The organism is Actinoplanes sp. NPDC051494, assembly GCF_044454705.1.
In the GTDB taxonomy this organism is placed as follows: domain Bacteria; phylum Actinomycetota; class Actinomycetes; order Mycobacteriales; family Micromonosporaceae; genus Actinoplanes.
On record NZ_JBITDZ010000010.1, the window covers coordinates 24,268 to 47,663 of the forward strand.

19 protein-coding genes are annotated in these 23,396 nt (G+C 70.4%); 12 read left to right on the forward strand and 7 right to left on the reverse strand.

What is annotated here, in order from left to right:
* Positions 1-2: 2 nt before the first annotated feature.
* Positions 3-590, forward strand: coding sequence for a TetR/AcrR family transcriptional regulator (locus ACIA6A_RS29555; protein WP_396101190.1), 588 nt, complete (start codon positions 3-5; stop codon positions 588-590).
* A gap of 22 nt (positions 591-612) precedes the next feature.
* Here ACIA6A_RS29555 and ACIA6A_RS29560 read toward each other — a convergent pair whose 3' ends face one another.
* Both ACIA6A_RS29560 and ACIA6A_RS29565 read right to left on the reverse strand, forming a co-directional pair.
* Positions 613-1,422, reverse strand: a complete 810-nt coding sequence (locus ACIA6A_RS29560; RefSeq protein ID WP_396101191.1) for an SAM-dependent methyltransferase — start codon at positions 1,420-1,422, stop codon at positions 613-615.
* Between the two features lie 48 nt (positions 1,423-1,470).
* The gene (locus ACIA6A_RS29565) at positions 1,471-1,989 is read right to left on the reverse strand and encodes a GNAT family N-acetyltransferase (protein ID WP_396101526.1); all 519 of its coding nucleotides are present in this window, start codon (positions 1,987-1,989) and stop codon (positions 1,471-1,473) included.
* 85 nt (positions 1,990-2,074) lie between these two features.
* On the opposite strand from ACIA6A_RS29565, the gene ACIA6A_RS29570 reads away from it, so the two are divergent.
* A complete protein-coding gene (locus ACIA6A_RS29570) occupies positions 2,075-2,515 on the forward strand; it encodes a hypothetical protein (protein WP_396101192.1) in 441 nt (146 codons plus the stop codon).
* Positions 2,516-2,536: 21 nt separating this feature from the next.
* On the opposite strand, the gene ACIA6A_RS29575 is transcribed toward ACIA6A_RS29570, so the two are convergent.
* Positions 2,537-2,812 carry a YggT family protein gene (locus tag ACIA6A_RS29575; RefSeq protein ID WP_396101193.1) on the reverse strand — a complete coding sequence of 92 codons (276 nt, stop codon included), beginning with the start codon at positions 2,810-2,812 and terminating at the stop codon, positions 2,537-2,539.
* A gap of 120 nt (positions 2,813-2,932) precedes the next feature.
* Here ACIA6A_RS29575 and ACIA6A_RS29580 point away from each other — a divergent pair, with 120 nt between their 5' ends.
* Positions 2,933-3,382 (forward strand): hypothetical protein, encoded by a 450-nt coding sequence (locus tag ACIA6A_RS29580; protein WP_396101194.1) that lies wholly within the window; start codon positions 2,933-2,935, stop codon positions 3,380-3,382.
* Here ACIA6A_RS29580 and ACIA6A_RS29585 read toward each other — a convergent pair.
* Complete coding sequence (locus ACIA6A_RS29585; RefSeq protein ID WP_396101195.1) at positions 3,379-4,212, reverse strand: siderophore-interacting protein; 834 nt, start codon at positions 4,210-4,212, stop codon at positions 3,379-3,381. The two genes, ACIA6A_RS29580 and ACIA6A_RS29585, sit on opposite strands and share 4 nt — an antisense overlap.
* Positions 4,213-4,226: 14 nt before the next feature.
* Positions 4,227-5,204 carry a hypothetical protein gene (locus ACIA6A_RS29590; RefSeq protein WP_396101196.1) on the reverse strand — a complete coding sequence of 326 codons (978 nt, stop codon included), beginning with the start codon at positions 5,202-5,204 and terminating at the stop codon, positions 4,227-4,229.
* A 147-nt stretch (positions 5,205-5,351) separates the two neighbouring features.
* Here ACIA6A_RS29590 and ACIA6A_RS29595 point away from each other — a divergent pair, with 147 nt between their 5' ends.
* From ACIA6A_RS29595 to ACIA6A_RS29620, 6 genes are read left to right on the forward strand one after another with little or no spacing between them, the layout of a single operon-like run.
* Positions 5,352-6,209 (forward strand): phosphotransferase, encoded by an 858-nt coding sequence (locus ACIA6A_RS29595; protein WP_396101197.1) that lies wholly within the window; start codon positions 5,352-5,354, stop codon positions 6,207-6,209.
* Positions 6,210-6,242: 33 nt separating this feature from the next.
* Positions 6,243-6,644, forward strand: coding sequence for a molybdopterin-binding protein (locus tag ACIA6A_RS29600; RefSeq protein ID WP_396101198.1), 402 nt, complete (start codon positions 6,243-6,245; stop codon positions 6,642-6,644).
* Positions 6,641-7,426 (forward strand): molybdate ABC transporter substrate-binding protein, encoded by a 786-nt coding sequence (gene modA, locus ACIA6A_RS29605; RefSeq protein WP_396101199.1) that lies wholly within the window; start codon positions 6,641-6,643, stop codon positions 7,424-7,426. Before ACIA6A_RS29600 ends, modA begins: the two co-directional genes overlap by 4 nt.
* A gap of 5 nt (positions 7,427-7,431) precedes the next feature.
* Complete coding sequence (locus ACIA6A_RS29610; protein WP_396101200.1) at positions 7,432-8,214, forward strand: ABC transporter permease; 783 nt, start codon at positions 7,432-7,434, stop codon at positions 8,212-8,214.
* Positions 8,211-9,251, forward strand: a complete 1,041-nt coding sequence (locus ACIA6A_RS29615) for an ABC transporter ATP-binding protein (RefSeq protein WP_396101201.1) — start codon at positions 8,211-8,213, stop codon at positions 9,249-9,251. Before ACIA6A_RS29610 ends, ACIA6A_RS29615 begins: the two co-directional genes overlap by 4 nt.
* A gap of 18 nt (positions 9,252-9,269) precedes the next feature.
* Positions 9,270-9,842, forward strand: a complete 573-nt coding sequence (locus tag ACIA6A_RS29620; RefSeq protein ID WP_396101202.1) for a DUF1684 domain-containing protein — start codon at positions 9,270-9,272, stop codon at positions 9,840-9,842.
* On the opposite strand, the gene ACIA6A_RS29625 is transcribed toward ACIA6A_RS29620, so the two are convergent.
* Positions 9,839-10,648: a PrsW family intramembrane metalloprotease gene (locus ACIA6A_RS29625; RefSeq protein WP_396101203.1), complete on the reverse strand. Its 810-nt coding sequence runs from the start codon at positions 10,646-10,648 to the stop codon at positions 9,839-9,841. The two genes, ACIA6A_RS29620 and ACIA6A_RS29625, sit on opposite strands and share 4 nt — an antisense overlap.
* 157 nt (positions 10,649-10,805) lie before the next feature.
* Between ACIA6A_RS29625 and ACIA6A_RS29630 the strand changes: the two genes are divergently transcribed.
* Positions 10,806-12,068 (forward strand): multidrug effflux MFS transporter, encoded by a 1,263-nt coding sequence (locus ACIA6A_RS29630; RefSeq protein WP_396101204.1) that lies wholly within the window; start codon positions 10,806-10,808, stop codon positions 12,066-12,068.
* Here the strand turns inward: ACIA6A_RS29630 and ACIA6A_RS29635 are convergent.
* Positions 12,065-13,072, reverse strand: a complete 1,008-nt coding sequence (locus tag ACIA6A_RS29635) for a hypothetical protein (RefSeq protein WP_396101206.1) — start codon at positions 13,070-13,072, stop codon at positions 12,065-12,067. The two genes, ACIA6A_RS29630 and ACIA6A_RS29635, sit on opposite strands and share 4 nt — an antisense overlap.
* Before the next feature lie 198 nt (positions 13,073-13,270).
* On the opposite strand from ACIA6A_RS29635, the gene ACIA6A_RS29640 reads away from it, so the two are divergent.
* Positions 13,271-22,594, forward strand: a complete 9,324-nt coding sequence (locus tag ACIA6A_RS29640; protein ID WP_396101207.1) for a LamG-like jellyroll fold domain-containing protein — start codon at positions 13,271-13,273, stop codon at positions 22,592-22,594.
* Entirely contained in the window at positions 22,594-23,073 is a 480-nt protein-coding gene (locus ACIA6A_RS29645) for a hypothetical protein (RefSeq protein ID WP_396101208.1), read from the forward strand. The genes ACIA6A_RS29640 and ACIA6A_RS29645 overlap by 1 nt, the downstream gene beginning before the upstream one ends.
* The last annotated feature ends 323 nt before the right edge of the window (positions 23,074-23,396 follow it).

Consider the following 23,396-nt stretch of genomic DNA (forward strand, 5'->3'; position numbering starts at 1 on the left):
GCATGGCACGACCACGGCAGTTCGACGAAGGGACCGTGCTGGCCGCTGTCCGCGACCAGTTCTGGACCGCCGGTTACGCGGCCACGTCCCTGGACGACCTGCTTCGCGTCACCGGGCTCGGCAAGGGCAGCCTGTACGCCGCGTTCGGTGACAAGCGCCGGTTGTATCTGCGGGTGCTCGGCGACTACATCGAGGCTACGCACGGCGCACTGCGGGCCCTGCTGGCCGACGCGCCCCGGGCGATCGACGGTCTCCGCCGCTATCTGACCGCTCCCGCCGAGGACCCCAGCGGTGCCGCCGCACGCCGGGGATGCTTCCTGGTGAACAGCACCAGCGAACTGGCCGCCGCCGACGCCGACGTGCTGGCGGTGTCCCGTGGCGCCTTCGAGGAACGGACCGGCATCCTCGCCGAGGCGGTGGCGCGGGCGCAGCGGGAAGGCGACTTCTCCACCGACGCCGACCCGTGGCATGCCGCCCGCACCGTCGTGGCCGCGCAGCAGGGCATCGTCTTCATGGGCCGGACCGGCGTCGACGTCGCCGAGTTGCGGGCCACCGCCGAGACCCTCGCCGACCGGGTCCTGTCCCGGTAGGGCTCTCTCAGGGCACCCGAACTCAGGGCACCCGGGCCACGACGCCGTTGCAGGAGACCTCTTCGATGGGCGGGCGGGGCTTCTTCTCGTTGTCCGCCCGCCAGCGGGAGACCGACACCAGGCCCGGTTCGACGAACTCCAGCCCGTGCAGGAGCTCCTTGAACCGGGCCGCGGTGCGTGGCACGAAGCGGCCGTCCCGGTTGTTGGCGCTGAGCTTCGCGACCGCGGCCGCGGACTGGTATTCCCAGGTGGCGTGCGAGGCGACCACGTAACTGCCGGACGGCAACGAGCCGACCAGCTTGTCGATGATGCCCTGCGGGTCCTCGTCCTCGCGGATGAAGTGCAGGACCGCCACCAGCAGCAACGCGACCGGTTCGGTGAAGTCGAGCGTCGCGGTCAGGTCGGGGTGGCCCAGGATCCGGTCGGGCTCGCGCAGATCGGCGTCCAGGTAGGCGATCGCGCCCTGCGGGCCGCTGGTGATCAGGGCCCGGGCGTGGGTGAGCACGATCGGGTCGTTGTCCACGTAGACCGTACGTGTGGTGGGGTTGATGCCCTGGGCGACGTCATGGGTGTTGCCCGGCGCCGGGATCCCGGTGCCGATGTCGAGGAACTGGCGGATGCCCTGACCGGCGAGGAACTCCACCGACCGGCCGAGGAACATCCTGTTCTCGATGGCCATCAGCCGGATGCTCGGCATGGCCGCCTCGATGGCGTCGCCGGAGGCCCGGTCCGCGGCGAAGTTGTCCTTGCCGCCCAGCCAGTAGTTGTAGCGTCGCGCGGGGTGCGCCACAGTGGTGTCGAACCGGCTCGCGTCGGTGTTTCCACTGCTCATGATGCCTCCACCCCGAAGCGACGACCGTCCATGAGCGATCTTAAACCGTCATCCGGAAACCTCGATGTGCGAGGCCCTTTCGAGCACGATCTCCAGCCCGTCCTCGTCGTCCCATTGTTTCCCGACGCGCACGAACCCGAACTCCCGGGCCAGCGCCATCGAGGGCACATTGTCCGGGGCGATGGTCAACCGGACGGTGTGCACGAGCGGATCGCCGGCGATCCGGTCGAGGAGCGAGGCCAGCGCCGCCCGTGCGTACCCCCGCCGCCGGAACTCCGGGTCGACCGCGTAGCCGATCTCCACCGTTCCGGATGGGCCGGGCTTCTCGTGGAAACCGGCCCGCCCGACCGACCGCTGGGCGTCCTCGTCCCAGATCACCCCGGTCACCCATCCGGCCTGTGCCGGATCGGCCAGCACCTGCCGCAGCCGCCGCGCCCAGGTCCCGGCGTGCACCGGATCCGCGAGGTACGCCGAGAGCGGCACCGGGCTGACCGCGTCAGCGGCGGCGAGGTCACCCCGGGCCAGCGCCTCGAACACGGGCGGGGTCAGATGAACGATCCGGATCATGGGCACGCGGTGAGGCTAAGGCCCGGCCCCCGGCCCGTCTCGACGAGGCCTGTGTTCCGCGGCCACCGTCCAGTTAGGATCTGTCATGACCAGACTCAAGATCATTATCGGGCTCGCCGTGGCGGCGGTACTGGCGTCCACCACCCTCGGTGGCGGGCCGGCCTTCGCTGCGCCGGACATGGAATACAACGTTGCCGGCAGCGACTCCACCGCTCTTTGCGCCGAAATAGTGGGCCAGGTCAACGTCGCGGCCGCCTGCGTCAGTTTTCTCCCGGACGGTGACTACTTCTACGTCCGGGACACTCTGTCCGACGGGCGTTCGGGCGCCGTCGACTGGGAGAACTACAACAGCGCCGGAAGCCTCGTGCGGCAGGGCGTCTGTGCTCAGACCGCCGGCGTGACCAAAGCCGGTTACTGCAACAAGAACTTCACCGAGGGCACCCAGATCAGGTATCGGGCCTGCGCCATGGAGTGGAGCACCAAAGACCTGTTCCAGTGCGGCGGCTGGTACTGGCGCGCTGTTTGATCCGCTCACCCGGCCGTCCGGTCAGATGAAGGAGCGGATGATCACGATGGCCAGGAACACCACGATGAACGCCAGGTCGATGCTCATCCCGCCGGCCCGCAGCGGGGGGAGCATCCGGCGGACCGGGGCGAGGATCGGCTCGGTGACGGCGAACACACCCTGGGTCAGCCGCGACCGGACCGAACCGGGCATGCTCGGGCCGGCCAGCACGACGCTCCAGTCGAGGATCGCGCGGGCGACCAGCAGCAACTGCACCAGCAGCAACACAAAACTCACCAGTGCGAGCAGGGGACCCATCAGAACCTCCAGAGAGCCGTGACCGAACCCCCACTATGCGTCGCTTTGTTGTGAAAACCCTGAGCGTTCCTTGTGCCCCGCGGGCGGCGTTGATCAGGTGTGCGAGGTGCGAAGGGCGCGGTGGCAGCGATCGTGCTCGTCCACGTGGCGTGCAACGGGTGGGTCATGGCCCGCGCGTGGCCCGCGTCCGACGCCGCCGGTGGTATCGGCCGGTCCGGCCTCGGCCTGGTGATCATCACGGTCGCGCTGGTGGTGGCGGCCGGTTCGACCGCGGCGGCGGCCGGCTGGTCCGAGCCGGTCGGTGGGTGGGGCAGGCTGGTGCCGGCCCGGCCCGGGTTTGTCGCGCTCGGGGCGGCCGTGACGCTGTGGGTGCCGCTGGTGTGGGGCTCGGCGGGCAGCCCCGCAGTCTGGATGTACGCACTGCCGTGGGGAATCGGCATCGCGTCGGCGGGGTGGCTGCGGGGCCGGCCCGCGGTCGTCGCCGGCGTCACCGTGATCGTGTCCGCCGTCGTCTGCGCGCTGTTCGTGGCGACCGTCTGGTGTTCGACGCCGCCCCCGGTCACTGATTAGTGTGCGCGTCCGCGTTTCCAGTAGCCCATGAAGGCGATGGACCGGCGGTCGACGCCTCGTTCGGTGACCATGTGGCGGCGCAGCGCGACCACCGTGCCGGATTCGCCGGCCAGCCAGGCGTAGAAGCTTCCGGTGGCCTGCTCGGGGACCTCCCAGACGTCGTCCTCGGATTCCGGGGTGGTGTCGGCGCGGGCCCCGGCGGGGGCGGACTCGTCGAGGAGGGCGCGGACCACCGGTTCGATGGTGTCGCCGTGTTCGGTGACCAGCCAGGTGATGTCGTGGCCGCCGGCGATGGGGAGGCGGTCGTCCGGGTGGGGGACCTCGATGACGGCCCGGGCGGGGCGGTCGAGGGATTCGAGGATGGCCGCCGCCGCGGGCAGGGCCGTGCTGTCCGCCGCGAGCAGCATGAGGGTGGCGCCGGGCGGGGGTTTCCAGGCGACGTCGGTGACCGGGTGGCCCGGGGTGGCGCCGATGAGGATCACCGGGTCGCCGGGGGTGGCGGCGCCGGCCCAGCGCGACGCCGGGGAGGTGTCGCCGTGCAGGACGAAGTCGATGTCGATCTCGAGCTGGTCCGGGCGGAACGCCCGGACCGTGTAGACGCGCAGCGGGGCGCCCAGGGTCCGGCAGCGGGTCAGCCAGTCGGTGTCGGCGGCGAACCCGGCGTGGTCCTCGGACTCCGGCAGGAAGATCAGGTTGATGCGCTGGTCCAGGCCGTGGAAGTCGAAGTCCCGCAGGGCCGCGCCGGTCAGGGTGACCCGGGCGAAGCTGGTGCTGAGTCGCTGGGTACGGGCCACTCGCAGGGGAAACGGCTGGTACGCCGGGAGCAACATGAAGCCAGGCTAACCTAAGCGTTTTTGCCGCCGTGGTAGAGCTTCGCCCTGGTGACCAGGCCCGGGGAGCCGCACGCCTCGGCGAGTTCGAGGCCGTCGCGCAGGACCCGGCGGGCCTGGGTGCGCCGGCGGGCCGCGTTGAGCAGGCCACCGAGGTCGACCAGCGCGGTCGCGAGTTCGAACCGTCGCGGCGTACCTTGCAGGACCCGGACCGCCTCGCCGGCCGCGGCCAGGCCTTCCTCGCCCGGGCGGACCTGGCCCTGGACGCGCAGCGCCCGGCCGAGCGCCGAGGCGAGCCCGTGCCGCCGGGTGATCGCCACTTCCTCGGCGACGAGGCGTTCGGCGGCCTCGGTCGCGCCGAGTCGTTTCAGGACGGACGCCGCGGCCGAGCGCCAGGGCAGGATCCCGGGGCGGTCGGAGCCGCGGACCGCGAGGCGTTCGCCGCAGCGGTAGAAGTCGGCCAGGCCCTCGCCGGGGCGGGCCACGGCGGCGTGCACGCAGCCCCGGACGTATCGCAACAGCAGGAACTCGGGCTCGTCGGGCAGGTCGCCGGTGAAGTCGGTGCCCGCGAACAGGCCGTCGGCCGCCGCCGGGTCACCCAGATCGAGGTGTACGGCGGCCCGGCGCGACAGCAGCAGCGCGGCGGCGGGGCCGTCGGGCGGGACCCCGGAGCCGGCGAACAGTTCCGCGGCGGCCTCGGCGTCGGCGCGGGCGGCACTCAGGTCGCCCTGGCGCCGGGCGACCGAGGAGCGCTGGGAGTAGGCCATCGCGAGGCTCGCGCCGTCGCCCTCGCGTTCGGCCACCTCGACGGCGATGGTGCAGCCGGAGTGGGCCGCGCTGAGGTCGTCGGCGTCGGCGAGGCGCCGGAGGTCGCGCAGGTATCCGGGCAGATCCTCGGCGTGCACCGGGCGGCCTTGACCGGGGCGGTTGGTGCCGACGGTGATTCCCCGGCTGTGGTCCGCCAACCACGGCCGTTCGTCACGGACTCTCATTGCAGCCTCTGTACCCCTCCCGGGAAGTGAGCCCAACCCCCGTGCCCCAAGGTTTTCCCACAATGCGCAGTTGCACAATGCCGTATGCGTAGTCCTACCCGTCGTGACCTTGATCCTCTGACCCTGAACGCCTGGCTGGCACCCGTTTTGGGAGCTTCCGTCCGGGATGCGACCGAACTCGCCGGTGGCACGTTCGCCGCTGTGTGGCGGGTCGCGCTCGCGGACGGACGGGAGGTGGTCGTCAAGGCCGGGCCGCCGCCCGGTGTCCGGATGCTGCGGTACGAGCGCGATCTGCTCCGGGCGGAGGCCGGCTACTACCGGCTCGCTCGCGCCGTGGCGCCCGTACCGGATGTGGTGCACCTGGCCGATGACTGGCTGGCGGTGACGTTCCTCCCTGGACAGCCGCTGACCGAACTGACCGGCACCGACGGTGTCCGCGAGCAGCTCGGTGCGACCGTCAAGCGGATCCAGGAGATCACCGGGCCGCGGTTCGGGTACCCGGGTGACCGGGCGCACGCCGCGGACTGGCCGACGGCGTTCGCGGCGATGGTGGACGACCTGCTCGCCGACGCGCGGGACTGGGACGTGGCGCTGCCGGACGGGATCCAGGCCGCGGTCGAGCGGCACCGGAACGTGCTGGCGCTGGTCACCCGCCCGGCGTTGTTGCACTGGGATCTGTGGGACGGCAACGTGCTGGCTCGCGACGGGGTGCTGACCGGGCTCGTGGACGGGGAGCGGTACCTGTTCGGCGATCCGCTGCTCGACCTGGTCTCGCCGGCCCTGTTCCGTCGTATCGAGGAGGAACCCGATCACCCGTTCCTGCGCGGCTATCGAGCGACCATCGGCGAGGCGGAGCGGACCCGGCTGACGTTGTACCGCATGCATCTGTACACGCTGATGCTCACCGAACGGCCCAGCCGGGGCGAGGCGGGCGGCGGCGACCGGGAGGCGTTTCTGCGTGAGCTCCTCAATGAAGAGTTGCATCAGCTAGGCCACAGTAGCTAGAAGACTTGCATCTGCGGCCCTATGCTGACGTGCGTGACGACGACGTATCGGATCGGTGAGGCCGCCGAGTTGCTCGGCGTGAGCGTGGACACCGTGCGGCGGTGGGCCGACGCGGGCAAGCTCGCGTCGGACCGCGACGAGCACGGGCACCGCAGCATCGCCGGGATCGACCTGGCCGCGTTCGCGCTCTCGCTGGCCGACGAGCCGGAGGGCGGCAACACCCGCTCCTCGGCCCGCAACCGGATGCGCGGCATCGTCACCGCCATCGCCCGGGACGCGGTGATGGCACAGGTGGACATCCAGGCCGGACCGTTCCGGGTGGTGTCGCTGATGAGCAGGGAAGCGGTGGACGACCTCGGCCTCGAGGTCGGGTCGGTGGCGGTTGCGGTGATCAAGTCCACGACGGTGGTCGTGGAGCGAGGGGACAAATCATGAGGATGCGCCTATTGATCCTGACGGCCGTGCTGCTCGCCGCGGGATGCTCCAGCGACGCGAGCGACGGGCCCGGCGCGGGCACCCCCGGTTCGGCGGTGCCCGGGGCCAACGGTTCGGTGACGGTGCTGGCCGCCGCGTCGCTGACCGAGTCGTTCGACAAGATCGGCACACTGTTCGAGCAGGCCAACCCCAGTGTCAAGATCACCTTCTCGTACGGCGGCAGCTCCGGCCTCGCCCAGCAGATCACCGCCGGGGCGCCCGCGGACGTGTTCGCCGCCGCGAGCCCCGCCACCATGAAGACCGTCACGGACGCCGGCGACGGATCCGGGGAACCGGTCACCTTCGTCAAGAATCAGCTCGTGATCGCCGTACCGAAGGGAAACCCGAAGGGGATCACCTCGCTGGCGGCGATGGCGAAGCCGGAATTCAAGGTGGCGCTCTGCGCCGAGCAGGTGCCGTGCGGCGCCGCCGCCAAGAAGGCGCTCGCCGGCGCCGGGGTGACCATCACCCCGGTCACCCAGGAGCAGGACGTCAAGGCCGCGCTCTCCAAGGTCAAGCTCGGTGAGGTCGACGCGGCCCTGGTCTACCGCACGGACGCGCAGGCCGCGGCGGCCGATGTGGACGGCGTGGAGTTCCCCGAGTCGGCGCAGGCGATCAACGACTACCCGATCGTCGCGCTGAAGGACGCGCCCAACCCGTCCGGGGCCAGCGCGTTCGTCGCGTTCGTGCAGACCCCGCAGGCCCAGCAGGTGCTGGCCGACGCCGGGTTCCAGAAGCCCTGAGCACGATGAGGCGCCGGGCACCGCTGGCCCTGTTGATCCCCGCGATCATCGCTCTGGCGTTCCTGGTCCTGCCGCTCGCCGGGCTGTTGATCAGGGCACCCTGGTCGACCCTTCCCGAGCGGCTGACCGAGCCCGGTGTGCTGGCCGCTCTGCGGTTGTCCCTGCTCACCGCGACGCTCGCGACCGGTGTGTGCCTGGTGCTCGGGGTGCCGCTGGCGTGGCTGCTCGCCCGGGGGAGCTTCCCCGGGCGGCGCCTCGTCCGGGCGCTGGTCACCGTCCCGCTGGTGCTGCCGCCGGTGGTCGGTGGCGTGGCACTGCTGCTGGTCCTCGGCCGGCGCGGGCTGGTCGGTGAGTGGCTCGACTCCACGTTCGGCTTCACCCTGCCGTTCACCACGACCGGCGTGGTGGTCGCCGAGGCGTTCGTCGCGATGCCGTTCCTGGTGATCAGCGTGGAGGGGGCGCTGCGCGGCGCCGACTCGCGGTACGAGGAGGCGGCCGCGACGCTCGGCGCCGGCCGCTGGACCGCGTTCCGCCGGGTCACGCTGCCGCTGATCGCCCCGGGGGTCGCGGCGGGCGCGGTGCTGTGCTGGGCCCGGGCGCTGGGCGAGTTCGGGGCGACCATCACGTTCGCCGGCAACTTCCCGGGGCGCACGCAGACCATGCCGCTGGCCGTCTACCTCGCCCTGGAGCAGGACCTGGACGCGGCGATCGTGCTCAGCCTCGTGCTGCTGGTCGTCTCGGTGACGATCCTCGCGTTGCTGCGCGACAGATGGGTCGGTGTCTCGTGAGCCTGGACGCGCACCTCGTGGTCAACCGGGGCAGCTTCTCGCTGGACGCCACCCTCACCGCCGCTCCCGGCGAGGTGGTGGCGCTGCTCGGCCCGAACGGCGCCGGCAAGTCGACCGCGCTGCGCGCCCTCGCCGGTCTGGTCGGCCTCGACGGCGGTCACATCGAGCTCGACGGGCGGCGCCTCGACACCGTCGCCCCCGAGCACCGGCACATCGGGGTGGTCTTCCAGGACTACCTGCTCTTCCCGCACCTGACCGCGCTCGAGAACGTCGCGTTCGGCCCCCGCTGCCGCGGGATCCCCCGGACCGAGGCGCGGCGCCGGGCCACCGAGCTGCTCACCCGGGTCGGCCTTTCCGATCATGTACGCAAGAAGCCCCGCCAGCTCTCCGGCGGGCAGGCGCAACGGGTGGCCCTGGCCCGGGCACTCGCCACGGACCCCCAGCTGATCCTGCTCGACGAGCCGCTCGCGGCGCTCGACGCGCGGACCCGGCTGGACACCCGGGCCCACCTGCGCGGCCACCTCGCCACCCACACCGGCCCCACCGTCCTGGTCACCCACGACCCGCTGGACGCGATGATGCTCGCCGACCGCCTGGTCATCCTGGAGGAGGGCCGGGTCGTGCAGACCGGCGACGCGGCGGAGATCACCTCGCACCCCCGCACCGACTACGTGGCCCGGCTGGTCGGCCTCAACCTGTACCGCGGCCACGCGGTGGCGGAGGACGGCACGGTCCGGGTGACGGACGACTTCACGTTCCGCACCCTGTCACCGCCGGCCGGCGACGTCTTCGTGGCGTTCCCGCCGAGCGCGGTCGCGCTGTACGCCGCCCAGCCGTCGGGCAGCCCGCGGAACACCTGGCCGGCCACGGTGACGGCGGTGTCCCGGCACGGCGACGCGCTCCGGGTCGAGCTGACCGGCCCGGTCCCGGTGGCCGCCGACATCACCCCGGCGGCGGCCGTGCAGCTGCGCCTCGAGGTCGGCACCCCGGTCTGGGCCAGCCTGAAGGCGACCGAGGCCACGGCGTACCCGGCCTGACCCGGCTACGTTGGGACGGTGGCTGCACTCGAACTCGCCGACTACCGCAGCGCGGTGGCCCGCATCTATCTGACCGCGACCGACCTCGACGACTTCCGGGCCCAGCGCGACAAGCTGTTCGCCACCCACTCGCAGTCGGCGATCAAGCAGGGCTTCGCAGGCCTCAAGTACTTCCCCGGGACCGACGAGTTCATCGCCGAGGTCGACCTCCGCGAGGCTCCCGGCAGCATCGACATCGACACCGGCGGCGAGGACGGCATCTGCCATTACACCCGCGCCGGGATCCTCGACACCCCGTGGGGCGAGCTCTCCCTGTGGTGGCTCCAGGCCTACGGCGGCGGCCTGTTCCTGCCGGTCCGCGACGCGACCAGCGGCCCGCTGACCTACGGCGGTGGCCGGTATCTCACGGACACGGTCAAGGGCACCCACGGCCGGGGCGTGGAGATGCTCACCCCGGCCCGCGTCCGCCTGGACTTCAACTACCTCTACAACCCCAGCTGCGCGTACGACGACGAGTGGCTCTGTCCCCTCGCCCCGCCCGAGAACACCCTGACCGTCGCGATCACCGCGGGCGAACTCAGATACCACTAGATGGCGAGCGCCTCGTTGCTCGGGGCCCACTGGGTGTGCTCGGCGAACGCGCGGTACCGGTGCAGGGCGAAGAAGAGCCAGCCCAGGCTCAGGATCGCCAGGACGATGAACGGGAGCACACCGCCGAACGTGTCCCAGGCGGTGTGCATGGCGACGGCTCCGGCGAACGTGCCGATGAACGCCAGGACCTTCTTGCCGGTCGGGCTCGCCACCAGGGCCCAGAGCGCGCCGCAGGTCAGGCCGGTCCAGGCGGTGTGCCCGGCCGGGGCGGTCAGGCCGCGGATGAACAGCGTCTCCTGCACCGAGCCGATGTTGCCCTGCGAGGAGAGCAGCGCCGTGAAGCCGTACCCCATCGTCTCGAGCGCGGCGAAGCCCATGCCGGAGGCGACGCCGATGACCAGCCCGTCCGAGGGCAGCCGGCGGCCGTGCCGGGCGAGCAGGACGAACAGCAGGATCACCGGGACGATCAGCTTGGCGCTCTCCTCGATGAGCGCCACGAAGACCATGGGCAGCGCACCCAGGCCGCGCAGGGCGTCGTACTCGAGGGTGCCGGCCACCACCACGCCGATGACCCCGCCGAAGAAGGCGGCGGTGACCAGCGCGGAGGCCGGCACCTGCCAGCGCCCGGTGCGGGCCTGCGCGAACGTCAGGAACGCGAGGGGGACCACGGTCGCGCCGAGCAGCAGCAGCGACGGGATGAAGTTGGGGTTCTGCGTACGCACCAGCGTCCGCAGCACGACGACGTAGAGAACCAGTCCGATGATGAGAACGCCCAGCCAGGCCCACCGACGGGAAAGATCGCGCATGGGTATGAGTCTCTCGTAGTTCTCCGCGCCACGGCTACCGTACAACGACTGCTTCCGGGCCGGGACGGAGTCGCTGTGACCACTATTACCAATCCGGCCCGGGCGGAAGAACCTGGCCGCGTCGGCACTTGTCGAGGTAGTGGCTGACTCTCGCACCGTGACCCCGCCCGAAAACGACCTCTCACCTGGTGAACGGCTCCCGGCGGGACGCCGTTCCCGGATCGTTCTCGTGCTCGGTTTCCTCACCGCGCTCGGTCCGCTCACCATCGACATGTACCTGCCGGCGCTGCCCACGATCACCGACGACTTCGGTGCCACCGCGGCCTCGGTGCAGCTCACGCTCACCGGGACGCTGGTCGGGCTGGCCTTCGGGCAGTTGCTGGTCGGTCCGCTCTCCGACGCGGTGGGGCGCCGGGCGCCGCTGCTCGCCGGGGTCGGCGTACACCTGATCGCCTCCGTGCTCTGCGTGATCGCGCCCAACCTCGCCATCCTGGGTTCGCTGCGCGTGCTGCAGGGTCTCGGCGCCGCCGCGGCCGCGGTGGTCGCCATGGCGATCGTGCGTGACCTGTTCAGCGGCTTCGCCGCGGCGAAGCTGTTCTCCCGGCTGATGCTCGTGGTCGGCGTGGCGCCGATCCTCGCCCCGACCATCGGCGGGCAGGCACTGCAGTTCACCTCGTGGCGCGGCGTCTTCGTCGTGCTCACCGTCGCCGCCGCCGCGATCATGGCGGCCACCGCGATCGTGCTGCCGGAGACGCTGCCCGTCGAACGCCGCCGCAACGGTGGCGTCGCCGGGACGATCCGTGACTACGGCCGGTTGCTCACCGACCGGGTCTACGTGGGCCTGATCCTGGTCGCCGGTCTCGCGATGGCGGCCCTGTTCGCGTACGTCAGCGGCTCCTCGTACGTCCTGCAGGACGGTTTCGGCCTGAGCGAGCAGCAGTTCGCCTACGTCTTCGCCGGCGGTGCGATCGGGCTGATCGGCGCCACCCAGGCGAACGTGCGGTTGCTGCGCCGCTGGACGCCCCAGCAGATCCTGTCCACCGCGCTGCTGGCGGGCCTCGCCTTCGCCCTGCTCCTGCTGGTGCTGGCCGCCACCGGGATCGGCGGCCTGGTCGGCATCCTGATCCCGCTGTGGCTGACGCTGGCGATGGTCGGCCTGGTCATGCCGAACGCCCCCGCGCTGGCCCTGGGCCGGCACGGCGAGGCGGCCGGCACCGCCGCGGCTCTGCTCGGCGCGGTGCAGTTCGGCGTGGGTGCCCTGGCCGCGCCGCTGGTCGGCGTGCTCGGGGTCGGCCCGGTCGCGATGGCCGTCGTCGTCTTCGGCGGCATGCTCGCCGCCACCGCCGTCTGCTTCCTGGTGGTCCAGCCCCACCGCCTGCCGGCCGACCAGCCGGCGAGCGAGGTGGCCTTCGCCCACTAACCGGCGGTCTCCACCAGCGCGGCGTCGAGGACCCGCAGGTGGAAGCTGTGGGCGCGGCCGCCGACCTGGAACGTGAGCTCGGAGTGGGTGCTGCTCTTCTGCGCGACGAACCGGTACAGGTGCCGGCAGGGGTCCTGATCCACCAGCACCTCGCGGTCGTCGGACGCCTGCCAGACCTGGGGCTCGCTGTCCTGCACACGGACCCGGACGGTGGTGGCGAGGTCGGCGGCGGCGGTGAAGGCCAGCACATAGGTGCGGCCCTTCACCAGCTCGACGTCGCCTTTCACGACGAGGATGTCACCGGGGCGTGAGGTACCGGCGGTGACGGCGGCCTCGAAGCGGCGGCCGTCGGTGCTGAGCGCGGCCATCCTGGTGTCGTTGACCCACCAGGAACCGGTTTTCCTTCCCGCGGGGGGCAGCCGGAGGACGTCCTGGCCGGCCGGCAGTGCTGTCTCCGGGGACACGCAGACGTCGGGCGCCCCGGCGCTGGGCTGCCCGGCGCTGGGCTGCCCGGCCGCCGCGTCGGCCCGGGGCAGCCGCCGGCCGGTCCATCCCAGGGTGCCCGCGACGCCGATCGCCAGACCCACGAGGAAGACGACGGCCAGGGGCAGCAGGGCCGGCCGGCGGGGCGCCGGCGTCCGTACGCTCTCGACCGGCTCATCCGGTTTTCCGGGCGCCGAGAGCAGGCGCCACCGTTCGCGCCAGCGGGCCACCCCGGCGGCGATGCCGGGCTCGTCGAGGCCGCTCGCGCTCAGGCACACCGCCACGTACGACTCGACGAACTCGAGGCGGGGCAGCCGCGGCAGCCGCTTGCCGGAGAGCACCTCGGAGGTGGTGCTCGGCGAGAGCGGGTCCAGCCGCGCTTCACCGAGCTCGTCGGCGATCCGTTTCTGGGCGATGCGGTTGAGGTTCCGGAACGAGAGGTCGCCGGCGTGGGCGCGGAGGCGGCGTAGGTCGGCGACGAAGTCTTCCGGGCTGTCGGGAGCGGGGCTCACTCGGACCACGAGATGCACCCTAATCGATCTGTGCCATGCCGGTGGTACCCGTTTCAAACGTCCGGCACCGTTCCGGACAGTGCGGAACAGTGCGATCGATGGCCGGACAGCGCATCGACGAGGTCCACTGTGGGCGATCCGAGGACGGGACGGGGAGCCATGGCCGCCAGATCGGTACTGCGTGTCCGGAGCAGGCAATTCCTGGGGATGTTCACCGCGTTGACGCTGGTGGTCCCGCAGGCGGTGAACCGGGATCCGGACACCCCGCAACCAACGGTGCCGAGCCGGGAGTACAACTCCGCGGCCGCCTTCCGCGGGATCCCGGTGCAGAAGGACGGCGGCCGGGTGCCGTCCGCCGGTGCGCCGACCCGGGCCGACGGTGGTGCGGGGCGCAAACAGGGCCGGGGCATCGGCGCGCTGCCGCCGGAAACCCCGCTCAAGAAGGTGCTCAAGCAGTCGCGGACGCCGAAACTCGCGGCGGCCGCGGCGAACGTCGCACCGCAGATCGACGCGCAGTTCCCGGCGAGCGGGGCGACCGTGCCGACGTTGACCCCGGAGCTGCTGGCCACCGGCAACGACCCGGACGGCGGGCCGGGCGCGGTCACGTACTCGTTCCTGGTCTCGAACGCGGCCGGGACCGTCGTCTCCCGCTCCGGCACGATCTCGGCGCGCGGCTGGACCGTGCCGTCCGGGGTGCTGCGCTGGGGCCAGACCTACTCGTGGACGGTGACCGCGGGCGACGGCTCCGCCACGAGCACGTCGCAGGAGGTCAACACGCTGGTGCCGAGCTTCCCGCAGCCGCTGGTCACCACCGGGCTGTCGCAGAACGGCGAGCGGGGCTTCGAGGCGAACACCCGCAACTACACGACCACGGTCACCGACATCACCGTGCCGACGGTCGGGCCGGCGCTCGCGCTCGAACGTTTCTACAACACGCTCGACGTGCGGCGGGAGACCGCGTTCGGCGGCGGCTGGTCGAGCATCCTGGACGCGAAGGCGACCGAGTCCCGCGACCGCAACGGGGTGCTGCAGGGCGTCGTGGTGACGTACCCGAACGGGCAGGAGGTGGCGTTCGGGCGCAACCCGGACGGGACGTACGTGCCACCGGCCGGCCGGTTCGCCACGTTCGGCACGATCAGCGGCGGCTACCGGCTGGTCGACAAGGACGGCACCGCGTACGCGTTCGCCCGCGCCGCCGGCACCGGCCGGTACCGCGTCACCGCGATCACCGACGTGCAGAACCGGGCGCTGACGTTCGGCTACAACGCTGACGGGCGTACCGAATCGGTGACCGCCGCCTCCGGTCGAAGGCTGTGGATCGACTGGATGGCCACCGGCTCCGGCCGCTGGCACGTGCGGTATGTGAGCACCGAACGGCTCGACCCGGACGACCCCGCGACCAGTTACAGCCACGAGTACCACTACGGCCCGGACGACGAGCTGACCCGGGTGTGCCCGCCGGACAACGACGGCACCTGTACGGCCTACGAGCACACCTCCGCGTCGCAGCACCCGTCGATCGTCGGCAACGCCGGCCCCGACGCGTACTGGCGGCTGACCGAGACGTCCGGTCCCACCGCGGCCAGCGCCGTGTTCGCGAACCAGGGCGTCGACGCCGCCGGGTACCACGACGTCGCGCTCGGGCAGCCCGGGCCGCTCGTCGGCGCGTCGGCCACCGCGGCCGGCTTCAACGGCTCGTCCTCGCGGGTCGAGCTGCCCGCCCAGCTCGGCGCGGTCGCGGGCACCCAGTCGGTCGCGCTGTGGTTCAAGGCGAATCCCGGCGACCGCGGTGTCCTGTTCGGATACTCCGCCGACCCGGTCACGAAGACGTCCACGACCAACAGCTACACGCCCGCGCTGTACATCGGCACGAGTGGCAAGCTGCACGGCGGGCTGTGGACCGGGAACACCACGACGATGGACTCCGCCGCGGCCGTCGACGACGGGCGGTGGCACCACGTCGTGCTCGTCGCCGGTGCGAGCAAGCAGTGGCTCTACCTCGACGGCACCGAGGCCGCGACGAAGACCGGCACGGTGTCGATCTCGGCGCTGACCGGTGCGAGCCGCCGCTATTTGGGGGCGGGCTTCCTCGGCGGCGGCTGGCCCGACCAGCCGTCGAGCACCGCGACGCCGAGCTTCTTCAAGGGCGCGCTCGCCGAGGCGGCGCACTTCGACCGGCCGCTGACCGCCGAGGAGATCACCTCGATGCGGTTCTCGGGCACCACCGACTCGCACCCGGTGATCACGAGCAAGCGGCCCTCCGGCAACACGACCACCGCGATCGAGTACGACCGGGTCGACGGCACGGTCAGCGCGGTCACCGACACCAACGGCGGCGTGTGGAAGCTGAGCAAGCCGACCGTCTCCGGCTCCAGCAAGGTCTACCAGGCCGCGGTGCTCGCCGCCCGGCCCACCGACTACTGGCGGTTCGCCGAGTCGGGCACGTGGCAGCCGGTCAACCAGGTCACCGGCAACCCGGCCTGGTTCAGCGACGTCGGGCTCGGCCGGACCGGGGGGCCGTTCCCGAACGACCATGTCGCGTACTTCGACGGCGAGGCGTCCTACGTCGGGCTCGACGACCCGAACGTGCCGCGGGCCGGGCAGCCGGTGTCGATCAGCATGTGGTTCAAGATGAACTCCGGGGCGACCACGGGCGGCGTGCTCTACGCGTACCAGTCGCACGAGATCTGGAACGACCCGGACGAGGACACCGACGACTGGACGCCCGCGCTGTACGTCGGCTCGGACGGCAAGCTGCGCGGCCAGTTCTGCTACTGCGCGGGAGCCGCCCCGGTCACCACGTCCGGCAAGGTCAACGACGGGCAGTGGCACCACGTCGCGCTGGCCGCCGGCACCGGGGCCCAGACGCTGTACCTCGACGGCGGCGCGGTCGGCACGGTCAACCGGGCCGTGGAGGGGACCGGCGAGGGCTATCCGTACCTCGGTGCGGGCACCACGCTCGGCTGGCCGTCACCCGCGGCGGACACCACCAACGGCTTCTTCCCCGGCTACCTCGCCGACGTCGCGTACTACACCTCGCAGCTGTCGCAGGCACAGGTCGGGGCGCAGTTCGAGGCGCGTGCGCGCACCGAGGGGGAGCCGGTCAAGAAGGTCATCACCACCGACCCGAACGGCAAGTGGCTGACCGACGTCTACGAACTGCCCAGCGACAAGAAGGTGTCGTCGACCGACGCGCTCGGCAAGACCACCACGTTCGGTTACGACACCGGCGGCTTCCTGCGCACCACCACCGACCCCAACGGCAGCGTCACCACCGAGGAGCACGACGTCCGCGGCAACACCGTGTCGTCGGCGACCTGCCAGGACCAGGACGACGGCAAGTGCTCGACCGTCTACTACACGTATTTCCCGGACGCGACGACGGCCGTGCTCACCCCCGACCCGCGCAACGACGTCATGCTCACGATGCGCGACGGGCGGTCCACCTCGGCGACCGACGACCGCTATCTGACCACCATGACGTACGACGCGAAGGGCAACCGGACGGCGGTGACCGACCCGCTCGGCCGGGTCACGCGGACGACGTACAGCGACGGCACCGGCGCAGCGGTCGGCGGCGGGCTCGTCCCGGCCGGTCTGCCCACGGTCGTCACGACGCCGGCCGGCACGAAACAGACCGTGGCCTACTACAAGAACGGCGACGTGGCGAGCAAGACCGAACCGGCGGGCAAGGTCACTTCCTATGTGTACGACCTGGCCGGCCGCGTAACCGACGAGACCGAGACGACGTCCACGTTCCCCGCCGGGCGAACCACCTACTACGGGTACGACGCCCTGAGCCGCCTCTCGTGGAAGGTCGAGCCACCGGTCACGAACCGGGTCACCGGCGTCACGCACAAGGCGTCCACCGCGATGCGCTACGACGTCGACGGCTTCCTCGTCGAACAGACCGTGCTGGACGCGAGCGGGGGAGATCCGGCGCGCTCGGTCTTCTACGAGTACAACGAGCACGGGCAGCAGGCCGTCGCCACCGACACCACCGGGCACGACACCCGGTACACGTACGACGTGCTGGGCAACGTGGTCACCGAGACCGAACCGGACGGCGGCGTGACCCGCAACGGCTACGACGTCAACGGTCAGCTCACCAGCGTCACCCTGGCCGGCTGGACCGGCGACCCGAACAATCCCTCCGCCCCGCGTGACGTGGTGGTCAGCACGAAGACGTACGACCCGGCCGGCCGGGTCGCCACCGAGACCGACGCGATGAACTGGGTGACGTCGTACACGTACACCGACAACGGGCTGACCGCCGCGATCCGCCGGCGCGATCCGTCCACCGGTGCTTCGTTCACCCGCGAGGAGAACACCTACGACGGCGACGGCAACCTGCTCAGCCAGAAGACGAACAACGGCGTGACGCTGGAGACGTACACGATCGACCGGGCCGGGCGCACCACGTCGTCCGCGCTGGACCCGGACGGCGTCAACCGGATCACCGAGTTCGAGTACAACCCCGACGACGCGCTGCTGGCCACGAACCGCCGGGCCGGGACCGGGGCGGTGCAAGAAAGGATCGGCTACGCGTACGACGCCGCGGGCAACCAGACGTCGGAGTCGCTGTGGCTGACCGGCGCCGACCGGGCCGCCCGCTGGCGCCTCGACGGGCTCACCGGCGGCCGGGCGGGCGACGAGGTCGGCAACGGTGCACTGACCCCGAGCTCCAGCGTGACGTTCTCGGCGGAACGCTCCGGCGCGGCCACGCTCAACGGCACCGACGGCCGGCTCACCAGCGGCGCGACCCCGGTGGACAGCTCCCGGAGCTTCACGGTGTCGGCGTGGGTGAAACTCGGCGCGACCGGCAAGACCCGGCAGGCGGTCAGCGCGGAGGGCCTCAAGCAGAACGCGTTCGAGCTGCGCTACGACGGCCCGGCGAACCGCTGGAAGTTCATCACCAGCGAATCCGACTCCCTGTCACCGGGCTCCATCGGCTCCACGTCCACGTCGGCACCGGCGGCGGGCACCTGGACCCACCTCGCCGGCGTGTACGACGCGAGCGCCCAGACCATGCGCCTCTACGTCAACGGCACCCTGGAGGACACCGACTCCGGCATCCGGCCGTTCGTGGCGTCGGGCGGTCTCACCGTCGGCGCCGGTCGATGGAACGGCAATGTCGTCGACTTCTGGCAGGGCCAGCTCGACGACGTCCAGCTGTACCAGAAAGCCCTCACCGCCTCGGAGGTCACCGCGGCCCGCGACGGCGGTGGCCCGGGCGGCACCGCGAAGGTCATCCGCACCTCCTACCGCCTCGACGAAAGCGGCCTGGTCCTCGCCACGACCGACCCCAACGGCGACACCACCGACTACACGTACGACGAAGCCGACCGTCCCGTCACGGTCAGCGCCCCCGCCGTCCAGACCGAATCCGGGGGCAGCACCCCGGTGAAGGCCCGGGCGGTCAGCACCACCGGGTACAACACGTTCGGCAACGCGGTCGACGAGAAGAACCCGGCCGGCTTCGTCACCGCGCACACGTTCGACGCGGCCGACCGGGTGACCGCGACCCGGCTGCCGAGCTACATCCCGCCCGGCGGCACCCCGGTGAACCCACAGGTGACCCGGAGCTACGACGCGCTCGGCCAGCTGCACACCGTTACCGACGCACTGAACCGCACCACCACGTACGCGTACGACCAGCTCGGCAACCTGGCCACCCGGACCGACCCGGGCGGCGCGGTCACCCGGCACACGTACGACCTGCTCGGTGACCGGCTCTCCACCACCGACCCGGGCGGCGGGGTGGACACCGCGACCTACGACTACCTGGGCCGGCCGCTCACCAGCACCGAGGTGGTCCGGCAGGACAACACCAGTCACACCACGACGTACAGCTACAACGCGGCTGGCTGGCCCGGCACGGTCCGCACCCCGGCCGGGGTGACCGCGTCGAAGACCTACAACGCCACCGGCCAGGTCGTCACGTCCACCGACGGCGCGGGCAGCGTCACCAAGCTCTTCTACGACGCCCTCGGCCGTCAGGACGTCACCATCCTGCCGAACGGCACGGAGCAGGGCACCGCGTTCGACGCGGCCGGCCATCCGGTCGAGACCTGGGAGATCGCCGCCGGCGGTGACTACCTCGCCGGCACGTTCGCCGAGTACGACCTGGAAGGCAAGACCACCGCGGCGATCGACGAGAAGGGCACCCGCACCACGTTCGCGTACGACGCGACGGGCCTGCTTGTCTCGGAGAAACAACCGACGTCGGCCACCCAGTCGATCCAGACGAGTTTCGGATACGACCTGCTCGGCAACCGGACCCGATTCACGAACGGCCGTGGCAACGCGTTCATCACGACGTACAACAGCCTGAATCTGACCGAATCGGTGATCGAGCCGTCGACCACCCGCTTCCCGAACCCGGCGGACCGCACCTTCAGCCGGGTCTACGACGCCGCCGGCCAGGTCACCGCCGACCGCTCACCCGGCGGCGTCACCACGGCCTACGAGTACGACGCCCGTGGCAACATCGTCCGGCAGACCGGCTCGGGCGCCGAGGTGGCCACCGCCGACCGGGTCTTCGGCTACAACATCGACGGCCGGATGACCACGGCGTCGGCCCCCGGCGGCACCGACACGTTCACCTACGACGACCGCGGCCTGCTGCGATCCACGGCCGGCCCGTCCGGCGCGGGCACGTTCACCTACAACCCGGACGGCAAGCTGGCCGGGCGTGCGGACGCGGCGGGCACGACCGCATACACGTACGACACGGCCGGCCGCCTGGGCACGCTGACCAACGCGGCCCTGTCCACGACGTACGGCTACAACTCACTGTCGCAGCCGACGGCGGCCCGCTACGCCGGTGGCAACGTCCGCACGTACGAATACGACGCGTTCCGCCGGATGTCCCGGGATCAGCTGCACACCCCGGCGGGCAAGGAAGTCGCCGCCATCGACTACGGCTACGACATCAACGGCAACCTGACCGACAAGACCACCACGGGCTTCGGCGGGACCACGGAGAACTCCTACACCTACGACCTGGCCGACCAGCTCACGTCCTGGAACAACGGCGTCACCACGGTCCCCTACGAATACGACGCGGCCGGCAACCGCACCCGCTCCGGCACCAAGACCTTCACCTACGACGCCCGCGACCAACTGGCCACTTCCAGTGACGGCACCACCTATTCCTATACGGCTCGCGGCACCCTCGCCCAGACCGTCAACGGCACCACCGCCACGGCAACGCGATCCAACGCCTTCGGCGAAACCCTGGGCCAACAGAACCAGACTTATCAGTACGACGCCCTGGGCCGCCTGATACGCACCGGTTTCAGCTACTCGGGCCTCGGCAACACCCTGGCCACGGACGGCGCGACCACCTACATCCGGGACCCGGCCGACGACCTGTTCGGCACGGTCAGCAGCGGCGGCGCCCGCTACTCCTGGACCGACCAGCACTCCGACCAGGTAGGCCAGTTCACCGGCACGAGCACGGCTCTGCTCGGCTCGACCACATTCGACCCGCTGGGCAAGGTGCTGAACACCAGCGGCATGGCCGGCTCCCTGGGCTACCAACAGGAATGGACCGACACCAGCACCGGCCGCGTCAACATGATGGCCCGCTGGTACAACCCCGACACCGGCCAGTTCGACTCCCGCGACTCGGCCACCAACAGCCCGGTCCCGAACCCGGTGACGGCCAACCGCTTCGTCTATGGGGACAACAATCCCCTGCTGGTCACGGACCCGACCGGCCACTGGCCGTCCTTCAAGGATTTCAAGAAGGCCGTCTCCCAGCCGTTCAAAGCGGCGGTGCGGAAGGTCGCCCCGGTACTCAGGACAGCGGTGGCCATCGCGGCTCCCGTGGCCACCGCCGCCTTGACCCGGGTCGACGTGCGAAAAGCTCTCACCCAGGTCAAGAGCGACCTCGGCAGGCGCGTCGAGCAGGGCCGAAAATGGGTGGGCGCGCAGCAGAAGAGCATCTCGAAAGCCGTCGACCGCAGCATCAAACGAGCCGGCGCCGCGGGCAAAGCGGTCGCCGCCACAGCCACCAAAGCGGTGACCAACCCATCCGCGGCGATCCGTGACGCGAAGAAGTGGGCCAAGGACCACAAGGCCCTCCTCATCGAGGTAGCCGCCCTGGGAGCCGGCATCATCGGCGGTCTGGCCTGCTCCGCGATGACCGCCGGGGTAGGCACGGTGGCCTGCATGGTCGGCGCCGCGGCCCTGGTCAACGTAGCCAAGGACGCGGCCAAGGGAGACATCAAGAACTGGGGGGACGCCTTCCAATCGGTAGGCGTAGGAGCGGTGACCGGCCTCCTCGGTGGCGGTGCGGGCAGCGCCATCGCTGGCAGGTTCGCCGGCCCCCTGGTAACCAAACTAGCCTCCAACACCGTAGGCAAAGCCCTGGTCAACAAGGGCAGCGAAGCCATCTCCTCCGGCGTAGGCGACGCGGTAACCCAGTTCATCTCCACCGGCAAAGTAGACCTGACCTCCGTAGCCATCAGCGCGGTAACCGACGGCCTCATCCCCGGCCGCCTGGGTAAGGGCAGCAAGACCAGCAAGGGCGCCACCCCCACCAAGACGAACTCGGCAAGCCCGGCCGGCGGAGCACCACCCCGAGGCTCCGACATCTCCCCGTCTAAGTCGGTCCCAGCCAAACAATCCAGGTCTACTCCGGCCGTCGGCGGTCCTTCCGATTTGAACGCGCCACTGGCAAGACGCGATGCGAATGACTCCGGTGGAAGCACATCCTGCCCGGTCAGATCCCAGGCAAATACTGGAGAAAGCTTTACGCCGGACACCCATGTCGTGATGGCGGACGGCACCACGAAGCCCATCAAGGACGTCAAGATCGGCGATCGGGTCCGTGCAACAGACCCGGCAAGCGGCCTCACCGGCTCCCGCTTGGTCACAGCGGCCCACGTCAACCACGACCGCGACCTGACCGACCTGACGGTGAAGACCCGACGTGGCGGCAAGGCGGTCTTGCACACCACTCGGCATCACAAACTCTGGAACTCGACGACCGGCACCTGGGTCAGCGCCTCCGACTTGGCGTCGGGTAACACACTGCACTCGGGAATTCTCCGGACGACGGTGTCGGAAGTACGCGACTTCCGCGGTGCGCAGGACATGCATGATCTCACCGTTGCTGAACTCCACACGTACTATGTGCTTGCTGGGAGTTCCCCGGTACTCGTACATAACTGTGGACTCGACAATGCGGGTCCGGACGATCTCTACAAACTCGCGACTGGTGGTGGCTCGCCGAGCAAGTTGTCCCCGGCGGGACGCGGTATCCAGAAGCACTCCGCTCCGAACCGGCCCCAGGCGCAACGAGACAAGTACGACTACAGCACGAATACCAACCAAGAACGCAACGAAGTCGGTGACACTTTGCTCCAAGAAATCTTGACCGACCCGAATGCTTCTCGGACTGTCAGGCACGGGGCTCCGGCACACTACGGTGGATCCCAGCTTGACATCAGAATGGGTAACGGTATCGGTGCCAGGTGGAGCATGCGCGGTGGCGGAATGACCTTCGAAGGTTTCCTGTGATGGGCCTGATCGAGGTCAGCGACGGCTACCGCGAGGAGGACTTTGAAGCCGATGGATCCCTGCGTGATGTGTGCGTCCTCGGTGTGGATCTGTCCGTGTGGGATCGACTGGTTCAGGCTGCCGTGAAAGCGCCTTGGGATTATCAATTCGACGTGAATGGCGAACCGTGCCGACTGGAAAATTTCTCGGTGCGCGGCCTCTTCGTCTCGAAGGGTGAGGGGGATGATGTTTCGGCTCGGCTCGGTATTCGTGTAGGGAAGATATGGTTCTACTGCTTCTTCTTCGACCTGCAAGAGATTGAATTCAGCTTTGATCCGGCCGAGCTCGAGGGTGGGCAACAATTCGGATCACTCGAGCAATTTATGATCTGGCTTGCCGAGACTTGCGATCGGCGAGTTGTGGTGACCATGGAAACCTTCCGGCATGATGAAATTCCAGCATTGATCGAAACGGTGAAAAGGGGTACTCAGGGACCCTGACCCGCATGGAAGTTGGCGACTGTTCCGCTCGGCTGGGTGTCGAAGATGCTCGGTATGGTGTGCTGCGTGGCCGCGCCCGGGGTCCGAAATCGCGGGAGTTCTCCCGTGGAGCCGCTTCCGCCTGCCGGAGGATCTGGGCGTGAACCCTGCCCGCGACTGGCGGCATCCGCTGCGGCTGAAGGGGTGCCGCCGGCCGGCTTGATATAGATGTCGGTCGCGTGCATACTTGACCCATGTCTAGATGTCGCGGGAATGGTGCTGGGGCTCCGGTGGGTGTTGATGCCCTCACCGCCAGGTTTCGTGGATACTGCTGCTCGGCGTGC